This is a genomic window from Acidipropionibacterium virtanenii (assembly GCF_003325455.1).
Classification (GTDB): domain Bacteria; phylum Actinomycetota; class Actinomycetes; order Propionibacteriales; family Propionibacteriaceae; genus Acidipropionibacterium; species Acidipropionibacterium virtanenii.
Map to the genome: position 1 here is coordinate 2827525 of NZ_CP025198.1, position 12213 is coordinate 2839737.

Consider the following 12213-nt stretch of genomic DNA (forward strand, 5'->3'; position numbering starts at 1 on the left):
TTCAACGAAAAGGCCCCGGTCCACCGGGACCAGAGGCCAGCGTAAGCCCCGCGCGTCGAGAAACACACCCCGGGATGCCCCCTCTGTTATCTGGGAGCCGCGATGTCCAGGGTGATGTCGTCGCCGAGGTCGATGATCGCGCCGACCTCGACGGTGACCGTCTCCCCCGGGGCGAGCCGGATCGCCTGCTCACCGGGGTGCTGGACCAGCGTCCCGTTCGTCGAGTTCATGTCGGTCACCTCGATCGACCACTCATTGGGGGCGATCCGGACATGGGTCCGGCTGATGTCCTGGTTGGGGGACGGCACTCTGAGCAGCGCGGCCTGCGGATCATTGGTGCCTCCGTTGGGGGCACGGCCGACCAGCACCGGGCCGAGCAGGTCGATGGACTCCCCGGTCGAGGAGACGAGGACGCCCAGGCAGGGCCGGTCCACCAGTCTCGGGCCGGCGGGATCCATCGGTGCCGGGCACAGCCGGCAGGATCGTGCGCCGGGGGGGTTCGGGTGCCCGGCCTGGCACATCGATGCCATCACCAGACCCGCGCCGGTCTCATTGCCCGAGGGGCTCTGGCTGGCCAGGCCCGGCATGAACATGGTGGCGCCGTCGTGCGCCAGCGAGGTGTCGGGATCTCCCCAACCCTGCTGGGAAGGGCTCTCCTCCTGCTGCCAGGGTTGCGCATCCCAGGTGGGCTGCGCCGGCTCAGGGGGGTTGGCCGGCTGAGACGGCTGGTAGGCGGGAGGTTCGGGAGATGCGTCCCAGCTCGAGGGGGCCGCGTCGGCGGCGGGAAGATCCGGTGAGCCCCACACTCCCGACGAGGAGTAATCGGGCACCGGTTCGGGAGTGGATGCCGATGCGGCGAAGACGTCGGCCGACGAGGCGCTGCGGTGCGGCGCCCGGACCGGTTCCTGCGCGTCAGGCTCCTGTGCGGCCGGCGGCTGCTGCTCCGCCTCCTGCCCCACCGAGGCCCGGCCGAGATCATGGACGTCGGCGAAGGACTCCCCCTGCGTGTACAGGCCGGGATCGGGGGCCGCGGCCTGAGCATCGCCCGACGGCGCCGGGGCGGCCGTCTCCCCCTGGTCGGCGACCACCAGGGGGGCGACGGATCCGGTCGCGTCGATGGTGAGCCGGGAGGCCTGCGCCACACCCAGCAGGAGGGGCATCATCAGTCCCTCGGGGGCCTCTTCCATCTCCACCGTGATGACCGCCGGGTCCAGGGAGGCCTCGCGCCAGGTGACGACCCCCTCACCGTGGTTGACCACATTCCCGGTGGCCTGTTCCCGCACCACGACCTCCCCGCGGGCCAGCGACGTCATCCGGTCGCCCTCCCAGAAGAAGACCCCCAGGCTCGGCATCTGCGACAGGCCGATGGCGGTCAGCGTCTGGAGGAGTGCGTCCGCCCCGTCGGCGCGGGCCACCTGCTGCCAGATCGAGGCGATGAGATCCGAGTGGCGCGGTGCGGCGGGCTGCATGACGACGAGTGAGCTGGCACCGGCCAGGACCACCCAGGAACCGGGAGCGTAGCTCGCGCGCCAGGAGCCGAAAGACTGAGACATGTGACCTCCAGAACGGGGGTGCCGTACGACCGGGACGGCCGTCCGCACGACGTTTCACCCTTCAGACTAATCATCTGCCGGGCCCCGGTGCAGGACTGCGGTCGGGTTGGCACGAATTCGCACCCGTCGTATCCGCGTCCGGACTCCGCCCGACGGCAGACATACGGGCGTCCCCGTCGCGGCGTGCGCAGAGGTCGACGGGGACGCCCGGTCCAGGCCGGTTCCGGGGAGGGGCCCCGGAACCGGCCAGGAGTTCAGGAGTGGATCACTTGTCCCTCTCGACCGCCCCGCTGCGCTCCTCGATGACCGCCTGGGCGGCCGAGAACCGGGCGATCGGCACCCGGAACGGAGAGCAGGACACGTAGTCCAGCCCGGTCCTGTGGAAGAAGTGCACCGAGTCCGGATCGCCGCCGTGCTCGCCGCAGACGCCCAGTTCGATCCCGGGCTTCGCGGCGCGGCCCTTCTCGACCGCTCCGGCGACCAGCTGGCCGACCCCGTCGACGTCGATGGAGGCGAACGGGTTCTGGGCCAGCACCTTGCCCTGAAGGTACTCGGTGAGGAATCCGTTCTCCGCGTCGTCACGGCTGATGCCCAGGGTGGTCTGGGTGAGGTCGTTGGTGCCGAAGGAGAAGAAGTCGGCGTACTCGGCGATCTTGTCGGCGACCAGGGCCGCGCGGGGCAGCTCGATCATGGTGCCGATCTTGACGTCGACCTGCTTGCCGGCCTTCTCCAGCTCGTCGGCGACGGCCGCCGAGACGATCCCGCGCTGGGCCTCCAGCTCCACCGGGGTGAAGACCAGCGGGATCATGATGTGGATGTCGACCGTCTCGCCCTCGCGCTCAAGGACCGCCAGGACCGCCCGGATGATGGCGCGGGCCTGCATCTCGGGGATCTCCGGGTAGAGCATCGCCAGCCGGACACCGCGGGTGCCGAGCATCGGGTTCTGCTCGTGGAGCTTCTTCACCTGGGCGAGAAGCCGGCGCTCCTTGTCGACGTCAGCGGCATCGGCCCCGGTGAGCTCCATCTCCTGAACCTTGAGGGACTGCTCGACGAGGTTCGGCAGGAACTCGTGGAGCGGCGGGTCGAGCAGCCGGACGGTGACCGGCAGGCCCTTCATCGCGGTGAAGATCTCCTCGAAGTCGGACTGCTGCATCGGCAGGATCTTGTCGACGGCGGTCTTGCGCTCCTCGGAGGTCTCCGCGGTGATCATCTCGTGGATCGCGGGCAGCCGCTCGGCGCCGAAGAACATGTGCTCGGTGCGGCACAGGCCGATGCCCTCGGCGCCGAGTTCGCGGGCCTTGGCGGCGTCGGTGCCGTTGTCGGCGTTGGCCTCGACGCCGAGCCGGCGGACGTCGTCGGCCCAGCCGAGCACCTCCTCGAAGTCCTCGTTGATCTGCGGCGGGATGAGCGGCAGCTCGGCGGCGAAGACCTCACCGGTGGAGCCGTTGAGGGTGATCATGTCGCCGTCGTGGATGACCGTCTCGCCGACGGTCAGGGTGCCGGCCCCGGCGTCGATCTTGATGCCGCGGGCACCGGCCACACAGGGCTTGCCCATGCCGCGGGCGACCACGGCCGCGTGCGAGGTCATGCCGCCGTGGGCGGTGAGCACGCCCTGGGAGACGATGACGCCGTGGATGTCGTCTGGGGTGGTCTCGAACCGGACGAGGACGACCTTCTCACCCTTCTCGCCGCGCTCGGCGGCCTCATCGGCGTCGAAGACGGCCTTGCCGACGGCGGCCCCCGGGGAGGCCGGCAGCCCCTCGGTGACCGGCTTCTCGGTGTGGTCGGGGTCGATGGCCTCGTGGAGCAGCTGGTCGAGCTGGTCGGGGGCGATGCGCATCAGCGCCTCGTCCTTGGAGATCACGTCCTCGGCGACCAGATCGCGGGCCACCTTGAGGGCGGCCGCCGCGGTGCGCTTGCCGTTGCGAGTCTGCAGCAGGTAGAGCTTGCTGTTCTCGACAGTGAACTCCATGTCCTGCATGTCGCGGTAGTGGGCCTCCATCTTGTGCATGGTGTCGATGAGGTCCTTGTAGGCCTCGGGCAGCACGGTCTCCATCTCGGCCAGCGGCTCGGGGGTGCGGATGCCGGCCACCACGTCCTCACCCTGGGCGTTGAGGAGGAACTCGCCGTAGAGCTCCTTGGCTCCGGTGGCGGGGTTGCGGGTGAAGCAGACGCCGGTCGCCGAGGTGTCACCGCGGTTGCCGAAGACCATCTGCATGACGTTGACGGCGGTGCCCAGGTCGTCGGGGATCTTGTTGGCCTTGCGGTAGACGAAGGCGCGCGGGTTGAGCCAGGAACGGAAGACGGCGTCGACAGCGCGGATCAACTGCTCGCGGGGGTCGGTGGTCCAGTTGCCGCCCAGCTTCTCGTTGGACAGCCGCTTGAAGGTGTCGACGAGCTCCTTGAGATCCTCGGCGGTCAGATCGGTGTCCGACTCGACGCCGCGATCGGCCTTCATGGCGGTCAGCGCGTCCTCGTAGACGTGGGAGTCGACGCCCTCGACCACCTCGCCGTACATCTGGATGAAGCGGCGGTAGCAGTCCCAGGCGAAGCGCTCATTGCCGGCCTTGCGGCCCACCGCCTCGACGGTGTCGTCGGAGATGCCCAGGTTGAGAATCGTGTCCATCATGCCGGGCATCGACATCACCGCGCCCGAGCGCACCGACACCAGCAGCGGATTGTCGGGATCGCCCAGCGTCATGCCGGTGCGCTCCTCGAGGCGCTTCAGGCCCTCGCTGATCTGCCCGGTCAGGCCCTCCGGCCACTCACCGTCGCTCCTCATCGTCTCCACGCACGCCTCGGTGGTCACCGTGAAGGCGTCGGGGACGGGCACTCCCACCCGGTTCATCTCTGCCACGCCGGCGCCCTTGCCGCCGAGCAGCGGCTTCATGTCGGCGTTGCCCTCGGACAGGTCGTACACGTAACGGTGTTGGTCAGTCATCGTGAAGATCTCCTTCGATCTGTGGCCGTTCGGTGTCGGCGCAGAGGCCTGGGCCGCGACGCCATACCTTGACGGGACGGCTGTCGGTGTCGTCCCGGGCTTGCGGTCATTCTTCCACGCCCTCGCAGCGATGGCATCCCCGAGCCTCCGGCGTGAGAATCCTCACATCCGAGATCCTGGCGGGCTGGTGGGCGTTCGGGGCGGCATCGCCCGATCACTCGCCCGGTGGAGAATCTGCTCCGTCGCATCGGCACCACTCCCGCCCCGGTGGAGAATCTGCTCCCAACACGCCGTCCTGACGCTCGCCAGGGCTGGGAGACGGCGTGTTGGGAGCAGAGTCCCCTCGCATGAACGGCGCGATGTCGAGTTATCCACAGGATGGGCGCCACATAGGGACTCCAGAAAGTTTTCCACAGATTCTGCGCGGATGATCATTTCAAGCCCGGCGCCACGATAACTGGGGTGTGAAGGAACTCCTGAGTCTTCTCAGTCAGAATCGGGGCGTCGCACGAATCCCCTCCTCCGGCCCCCTGGCCCGGCAGGCATACCGAGCGGCCGCCGATGGCCTCGTGCTGCGGCACCTGCCGAGGATCGTGATGGACCCCTCCCGCGCCGCCGACCCGAATGCCCTGATCCGCGCGGTGTGGATGTGGCGTACCACGGCGATCGTCACCGGACGGGCCGCCCTGCGGGAACAGGGGATGAGGTCGCTGCAGCTCGACGGCGTCGACGTGCTGCTGCCCTACTCGTTCGCCGACCGGGGACCGTACCGGTTCCATCGCTGCCGTTTTCCCGAGGAGCTCGTCACCGACTGGACCCGCGGCCCCACGGCGTCGACAGGGGCCGCGGCCGTGCATCTGGGCACACGGCGAGATTGGGAGACGCTGTGCGAGGCCATCCGGACGGACACGACGAATCCGGCCGAGATCGCGGCGGCCTGTGAACGTCTACGCGGCCACATCGGAGCCGAGGAGCTGGATCTGACGGCCCGGCTTCTGAGCGACAGCCCCTGGTCGGTCGCCGAGGTCTGGTTCGACGAGTTGCTGCGCCGGGCCGGCATCACCGGGTGGACCGCCAACCTCGACGTCTTCGTCGACACTCCACTGGGAACCAGGAAGTTCGTCGTCGACTGCGCTTTCGAGGCCGAAAGGTTGGCTGTCGAGGTGAACAGCGCAGAATGGCACGACAATCCGCGCGCGTTCCAGCAGGACGCCGAGAAGGCCAGGATGCTCACCGGCTGCGGGTGGACCGTCGTCCCGATCACCCCCACCCAGATCAAGCATGACCCCGACGCCGTCCTGGCGGATCTGAGGGCCAGACTTCACCGACGTCACCGTCCCGAGCGGCTCCCGACGGTCCACTTTCAGCCGGACGCGCCGTTCTGGTGGTGATGCGGGCGGAGAATCTGCTCCGTCGCATCGGCACCATTCCCGCCCCGATGGAGAATCTGCTCCCAACACGCCGTTCTGACGCTCGCCAGGGCTGGGAGACGGCGTGTTGGGAGCAGATTCTCCCGACAAGGAACCCACAGGTAATGGGCCGGGCTCACGGGACCTCAGGGCCGGGTGCGCAGCTGGCCGGCGGGCCTGCGCAGGTGGGTGCCTGCGGTCCTGGCCCGCTCCTCGACGACGTCGACGACCCGGGTGGCGGCCTCCTCCAGCGCCAGACCGGTGGTGTCGATCACCGGGCAGCCGAGGCGGCGCTGGATGCGGCCCACCTCGTCGAGCTCGTCGTAGATCTTGACCAGATCGGCGTAGCCGTCCTGGGTGCCGAAGCCACCGAGCCCCCTCACCCGTCGTCCGCGGATCGCCAGCAGCCGCTCGGCGTCGATGGTGAGACCGACGATCCGCCAGCGGTCCACCGCCTCCAGCTCCTTGGGCGGGGCGATACCCGGTACCAGAGGCACATTGACGGTCTTGTACCCCAGGTACCCCAGGTAGATCGACAACGGCGTCTTCCCCGATCTCGACACCCCCACCAGGCACAGATCGGCCTCGGTGAGACGATCCGGGATGGCGCCGTCATCGTTGCGGACGGCGAACTCCATCGCCGAGATGCGGGTGAAGTAGTCGGCCTCCACGCCCACCGGCCGGCGCGGCACCTCGTCGGCGTCCAGGCCCGAGGCGACCGACATCGCCTCGAGCATCGGCCCCATCAGGTCGACCTGCTGGATGCCGAGCTCCTCGCAGGCGTCGTGAACCATCTGCCGCATGTCGCGCAGCGCCAGGGTGTGGACGACGCAGACCCACTGACCGGCCCGGCTGCGCGCCCCGATCTCCTCCAGGACGGTCACCATGTCGGAGACGCTGCCGATCATCGGGTGGCGCACGATGTGCCAGTGCACCCCCTCGAACTGGCTGCGGGCGGCCCGGGCCAGCCGGACCGCCGTCTCCCCCGTGGAGTCGGCGATGATGTGCATCTCGAGAACGGACTCGGCCATGGCCGAACGCTACCGCGTCGATCCTGCCTGCGGACCCGGACGTCGCGTCGGAACGGATTTACGCGCGTGGACGCGGGCCGGAAGACCCTCGCAGCGTGGGAGAATCGGGGTGTGGACGATCCGGTTGACGAAATCATCGCCGCTGAGGCGCCCCCCTCCGCCCGGCATATCTGGATTCTCGGTCGGCCCAAGTTGATAGCTGCCGCGCGGCCCTGGGCCCCCACCAGTTTCTGGTGCGACGACCTCCGCGATCTGGAGCCGGTGCGCCGCAGCCATGGCGAGGACATCATCGCCAACCCGATGGACGGCGAGGAGGGACCGGTCCCCGACCAGGTATGGATGGAACTGCCCGAGTCCCTGGACGCCCTCGACGACATCCTGTCGATACTCCACGGACTGGCCGCCGCCAGGGGCGTCACGAATCTCCACGTGGTGGCCGGTGGGCGAATCCGTCGTATGAACAAGTCCCTCAATGACGTCGCCGCGCGGTGGTTCGACGACGTCCACGCCAGCCTGGGAAGGCGGCGCGCCCGCGTCCTGCACTTCTCCTCACCGCGGGTCAACCCCGCCCGCGGGGCAGGATGGCCGCGCCGCAACAGAATCCGGACGATGAATCTGGAGGTGGAGCTGGTGGCCCACGGCGGGGTCTTCCACGGGGCCGGTCTGGACCCCGGGACGGCCCTGCTGCTGGATCAGCGGGGCACCATGTTGTCGCGACTGCCGTCCCGTGCCCGGATCCTCGATCTGGGCTGCGGCAACGGGGTGATCGCCACCACCCTGGCCCTCGAACTGCAGGGCGCGGCCGCCGTGTCGGCCCGCGACGTCTCCTGGATCGCGGTCGACTCCACCCGGATGACGGCACGCGCCAACCACATCGACGTCGACGTCAGCCAGGCCGACGGTCTGCGCGGGATACCCGACCGCTCGCTGGATCTCGTCGTCACCAATCCGCCCTTCCACCGCGGCTCGGCCAGGGACTCCGCCCCCACCCGCCGGATGCTCACCGACGCGGGCCGGGTGCTGCGTCCCGGCGGCCAGCTGTGGTGCGTCTACAACTCCCACCTTCCCTGGGGGGAACACCTGGACGCCGAGGTGGGGCCGACCCAGCAGGTGGCGCGCACCAAGGCGTACACGGTCACGCGCACTATTCGCGAGTGACCCGGGCGATCCGGTGGCGCCGGACGGCGGGTGCGCCCGCACGCCGCGGAGTCCTCTACGGTTGAGCCATGGCCACCAGAATCGTGCTGCTCGCCCCGCCCGACAGGCTCGACCCCCTGCGTCGCATCGCCGCTCCCCTCTGGAGCCAGGCCGGCACCGCACGGGCCCTGAACCGCGACGCCTGGTGGGCGCTGGGCTTCCGGTTGCCGCGCCAGCCCACCCAGGAGATCCGCGAGCTGGCGGCTCGGGCCCGCACCGAGGGGGTCGACGTCGTCGAGATCCGCGAGCCCCTGGCCTCCTGGCTGCCCGGGCTGCTGGTGAGCGACGTCGACTCGACGATCACCCGCACCGAGGCCATCGACCTGCTCGGCGAGGCCGCCGGCAAGGCCGACGAGGTGGCCGGGATCACCGCCCGGGCGATGGCCGGGGAGATGGACTTCGCCGAGTCCCTGCGCGCCCGCGTCGCCTGCCTGGAGGGGTTGCCCGCCGAGGCCGTCGACGAGGCGGCGCGCGCCACCGTGATCACCGAGGGGGCCCGCCGGCTCGTGCAGGCCGCCCACCGCGCCGGATGCCGCTTCACGATGGTCAGCGGAGGATTCACCCGGATGGTGGAGCCGCTGGCCCGCAAGCTCGGCGCCGACGCCTTCGTCGCCAACGACCTGGAGATCCTCGACGGCCGGTGTACCGGCCGGGTCCTCGGCGACATCGTCGACCGTCGGGCCAAGGCCCGGTACCTGCGCCGGTGGACCGAGAGCTACGGCGTCGACCCGCGACTCACCGTGGCGATCGGGGACGGGGCCAACGACCTGGACATGATGGCCGAGGCCGGCATGAGCATCGCCTTCTGCGCCAAGCCGGTGGTCGTCGAGGCGGCCGACGCCGCGATCTCGCTGCCGCGGATGGACGCCCTGGCGGCGCTGTGGGCCCGGCCGTGACCGGCCCCGCGTCGCCCCTGCCCGGTGAGACCCTCGACCGCCACGACGGTCGCTGGCGGGTCGCCGACCACGGCGCCCAGGTGCTGGCCTGGCAGCCGCTGGACGGCGATGCCCGTCCGGTGCTCTGGTACGACCCCTCCGACCCGCAGGAACTCCCGGGGGTGATCCGCGGAGGCATCCCGATCTGCGCGCCGTGGTTCGGTCACGGTCCCGGCGACGATCTGGAACCCCATCACGGCCGGGCCCGGCTGTGCGACTTCGGGCGCGAGGTGCTGCTGGACGGGCCGCGCTTCCTGCTGGTGCGCCACACCGTCGAGCCCGAGGATCTCGGCGCGCCCTTCCGACTGGCCCACACCGTCGAGATGACCGGAAGCTCGATGACCCTCAACCTCGAGGTCACCTGCACCGGCACGGAGCCGCGGCCCTTCGAGGCCGTCTGGCACACCTACTTCCGGGTCGGTGACGCCGCCCGCGCCCGGGTGGAGGGGGTCGGCGGGGCGGCCTGGCGGAACCATGCGACGGGGATGTCGGGCACCTTCACCTCCGATCTCACCGGGCGGGCGTGGCGGGATCTGGTCTGCCTGGAGACAGGTGCGGCGAAGGAGAACGCCCTGCTGCTGGAGCCCGGGCAGGACACCAGCCTCCACATGCGGGTGGGCACGGGGACGTTGTAGACCCTCCTCGCCCGCGCCGAAGGGCTGTCCACTATCCTTGTGCGTGGCTTACGCGCGGCGTGAACACCGTCCGTCCTCCGCCCCGAGAGCGGCGAGGGCGACCGGGACGGGTCACGCGGCGCACCCGGAATCTAAGGCCGTTGCGCGGCAGGAGGACAGATGTCAGATCGGATTGCCAACGAGGCTCTGCGTCAGAAGGTGATGAGCGCCGATGATGCGGCCTCGCTCATCCATGACGGCGCCCAGATCGGCTTCGGTGGGTTCACCGGGTCGGGTTACCCCAAGGAGTTCCCGCCGGCCCTGGCCAAGCGCATCAAGGCCGCCCACGAGAAGGGCGAGCACTTCACCGTCAACGCCTTCACCGGCGCCTCCACCGCCCCCGAGCTGGACGGTGAGCTGGCCGGGGTCGACGGCATCGGGCTGCGCTCCCCCTACCAGTCCGACCCGGTGATGCGCGCCAAGATCAACGACGGCACCAGCTACTACGCCGACATCCACCTGTCGCAGTTCGGTATGCAGATCCGCCAGGGATTCTTCGGCAACCTGGACTTCGCCGTGATCGAGGCCACCAAGATCACCGCGGACGGCAACGTCATCCCCACCTCCTCGGTCGGCAACAACGCCGTCTACGTCGAGAAGGCCGACAAGATCATCATCGAGGTCAACGACTGGCAGTCGGAGGACCTCGAGGGCATGCACGACATCTACTACGGCTTCGCACTGCCGCCGAATCGCGTCCCGATCCCGATCACCCACCCCGGCGACCGGATCGGCGAGACCTACCTGCGGGTGCCGCAGAACAAGGTCGTGGCGATCATCGAGACCCACGACCCCGACCGCAACTCGCCCTTCAAGCCGATCGACGAGGACTCCCACAAGATCGCCGGCTACCTGCTGGACTTCTACGCCAACGAGGTCGAGCACGGCCGGATGCCGAAGAACCTGCTGCCCCTGCAGTCGGGGGTCGGCAACATCCCCAACGCCGTCCTCGACGGCCTGCTGCACTCCGATCTGGATCACCTCACCTCCTACACCGAGGTGATCCAGGACGGCATGGTCGATCTCATCGACGCCGGCAAGGTCGACGTGGCCTCGGCCACGGCCTTCTCGCTGTCGCCCGACTACGCGCACAAGATGAATGAGAACGCGGCCTTCTACCGCAACCACATCATCCTGCGCCCCCAGGAGATCTCGAACCATCCCGAGGTGATCCGCCGTCTCGGCGTGCTGGGCGCCAACGGCATGATCGAGGCCGACATCTACGGCAACGTGAACTCCACCCACGTGATGGGCTCGCGGATGATGAACGGCGTGGGCGGGTCGGGCGACTTCACCCGCAACGCCTTCATCTCGGCCTTCGTCTCCCCCTCGACCGCCAAGGGTGGCAAGATCTCGGCGATCGTGCCGATGGTCTCCCATGTGGACCACACCGAGCACGACACGATGGTCATCATCACCGAGCAGGGCATCGCCGATCTGCGCGGCCTGGCCCCCCGCCAGCGCGCCCCGAAGATCATCGACAACTGCGCCCATCCGGATTACCGGGCCGCGCTGCACGACTACTACGACCGTGCGCTGCGCGACTGCAAGTTCAAGCAGACCCCGCACCTGCTCGACGAGGCCTACGCCTTCCACCGCAGGTTCCTGGAGACCGGCACCATGCAGGCGTGATGCGCCGACCAGAGCTCGGTAGGAGCTGAGAGCACTGAGCTGACAGCGGGCCCCGACCGGACGGTCGGGGCCCGCTGCGCATCTTGTTCAGCCGAGCAGCAGGCCGCGCAACTCCGTGACGTCGTGAGCCCGGTACGCGGCCGTGGCGGCCTCGGCCGCGGTGCCGTACCCCCAGTCGACGTAGATGGTGGGGATGGAGTGCGCGGCGGCCCCCTCGACGTCGTGGCTCCGGTCGCCGATCATCACGGTGCGCGAGGTGTCGCGTCCCTTCGCCCTCAGCTGGTCCAGCGCCTCGGCGATGATGCCGGCCTTGTCGGCCCCGGCCTGCGTCTCGGAGGCCCCGGCGACGGCGTCGAACTCCCCCGTCAGGTGGTAGTCGTCGAGCCATCGGCGGGCGATCCTGATCCTCTTCGAGGTGGCCAGGCCCACGGCGACGCCGGCGTCGTGCAGATCGCAGATGAGCTCCACCACGCCCGGGTACACCGAGACCAGGTACTCCAGCTCGTCGTGATGGTCGCGGTAGAGCCCCGAGGCGCGCTCGATCTCGACGGTGTCGGTGAAGCCGGTGATCCGGCGCACCGTGTCGGTCATCGGCGGACCCATGAAGGTGGTGACGTCCGACAGGTCGGGTTCGGGCAGCCCCAGGTCGGCCGCCATCAGCCTCAAAGCCCCGGCGATGCAGTCCAGCGAGTCCGAGATGGTGCCGTCCATGTCGAACAGCACCGTGGTCCAATTCCCATCAGTGGTCCAATTCCCAACAGTGGTCCAATTCCCAGCAGTGGTCCCCTTCACGACAGATCCCCTCCCAGGGCGAGTTCGGGCAGTCCCGCCATTATCGCGG

Annotated in this window: 9 protein-coding genes; 5 read left to right on the forward strand and 4 right to left on the reverse strand. The window is 69.3% G+C overall.

The genetic code is table 11. The features are described 5' to 3' along the window. Positions 1 to 86 precede the first annotated feature (86 nt). Together JS278_RS16675 and ppdK are read right to left on the reverse strand one after the other, a co-directional pair. Positions 87 to 1553, reverse strand: coding sequence for an FHA domain-containing protein (locus JS278_RS16675; RefSeq protein WP_114045586.1), 1467 nt, complete (start codon positions 1551 to 1553; stop codon positions 87 to 89). Positions 1554 to 1818: 265 nt separating this feature from the next. Continuing rightward, complete coding sequence (ppdK, locus tag JS278_RS13155; RefSeq protein WP_114045587.1) at positions 1819 to 4494, reverse strand: pyruvate, phosphate dikinase; 2676 nt, start codon at positions 4492 to 4494, stop codon at positions 1819 to 1821. Positions 4495 to 5090: 596 nt separating this feature from the next. Between ppdK and JS278_RS13160 the strand changes: the two genes are divergently transcribed. Further along, positions 5091 to 5885 (forward strand): endonuclease domain-containing protein, encoded by a 795-nt coding sequence (locus JS278_RS13160; protein ID WP_147243215.1) that lies wholly within the window; start codon positions 5091 to 5093, stop codon positions 5883 to 5885. Between the two features lie 164 nt (positions 5886 to 6049). Here the strand turns inward: JS278_RS13160 and JS278_RS13165 are convergent, their stop codons facing one another. Then, the gene (locus JS278_RS13165; RefSeq protein ID WP_114045589.1) at positions 6050 to 6934 is read right to left on the reverse strand and encodes a pyruvate, water dikinase regulatory protein; all 885 of its coding nucleotides are present in this window, start codon (positions 6932 to 6934) and stop codon (positions 6050 to 6052) included. Positions 6935 to 7045: 111 nt separating this feature from the next. Here JS278_RS13165 and JS278_RS13170 point away from each other — a divergent pair, with 111 nt between their 5' ends. The 4 genes from JS278_RS13170 (at position 7046) to scpC (ending at position 11372) form a co-directional block, all read left to right on the forward strand. After that, positions 7046 to 8092 (forward strand): class I SAM-dependent methyltransferase, encoded by a 1047-nt coding sequence (locus JS278_RS13170; RefSeq protein WP_181833734.1) that lies wholly within the window; start codon positions 7046 to 7048, stop codon positions 8090 to 8092. A gap of 68 nt (positions 8093 to 8160) precedes the next feature. Beyond that, a complete protein-coding gene (serB, locus tag JS278_RS13175) occupies positions 8161 to 9027 on the forward strand; it encodes a phosphoserine phosphatase SerB (RefSeq protein WP_114045590.1) in 867 nt (288 codons plus the stop codon). Further along, on the forward strand, positions 9024 to 9701 hold the full coding sequence (locus JS278_RS13180; protein WP_245935115.1) for an aldose epimerase family protein: 678 nt from the start codon (positions 9024 to 9026) through the stop codon (positions 9699 to 9701). The genes serB and JS278_RS13180 overlap by 4 nt, the downstream gene beginning before the upstream one ends. A gap of 159 nt (positions 9702 to 9860) precedes the next feature. Further along, the gene (scpC, locus tag JS278_RS13185; RefSeq protein WP_114045592.1) at positions 9861 to 11372 is read left to right on the forward strand and encodes a succinyl-CoA:acetate CoA-transferase ScpC; all 1512 of its coding nucleotides are present in this window, start codon (positions 9861 to 9863) and stop codon (positions 11370 to 11372) included. Positions 11373 to 11459: 87 nt separating this feature from the next. On the opposite strand, the gene JS278_RS13190 is transcribed toward scpC, so the two are convergent. Then, positions 11460 to 12095 carry an HAD hydrolase-like protein gene (locus JS278_RS13190; protein WP_220149976.1) on the reverse strand — a complete coding sequence of 212 codons (636 nt, stop codon included), beginning with the start codon at positions 12093 to 12095 and terminating at the stop codon, positions 11460 to 11462. Positions 12096 to 12213: the final 118 nt, after the last annotated feature.

Excerpts from the sequence above, each read along its gene's own strand:
- JS278_RS16675 (WP_114045586.1), bottom strand. The coding sequence starts at position 1,553 with ATGTCTCAGTCTTTCGGCTCCTGGCGCGCGAGCTACGCTCCCGGTTCC.
- ppdK (WP_114045587.1), bottom strand. The coding sequence starts at position 4,494 with ATGACTGACCAACACCGTTACGTGTACGACCTGTCCGAGGGCAACGCC.
- JS278_RS13160 (WP_147243215.1), top strand. The coding sequence starts at position 5,091 with ATGGACCCCTCCCGCGCCGCCGACCCGAATGCCCTGATCCGCGCGGTG.
- JS278_RS13165 (WP_114045589.1), bottom strand. The coding sequence starts at position 6,934 with ATGGCCGAGTCCGTTCTCGAGATGCACATCATCGCCGACTCCACGGGG.
- serB (WP_114045590.1), top strand. The coding sequence starts at position 8,161 with ATGGCCACCAGAATCGTGCTGCTCGCCCCGCCCGACAGGCTCGACCCC.
- scpC (WP_114045592.1), top strand. The coding sequence starts at position 9,861 with ATGTCAGATCGGATTGCCAACGAGGCTCTGCGTCAGAAGGTGATGAGC.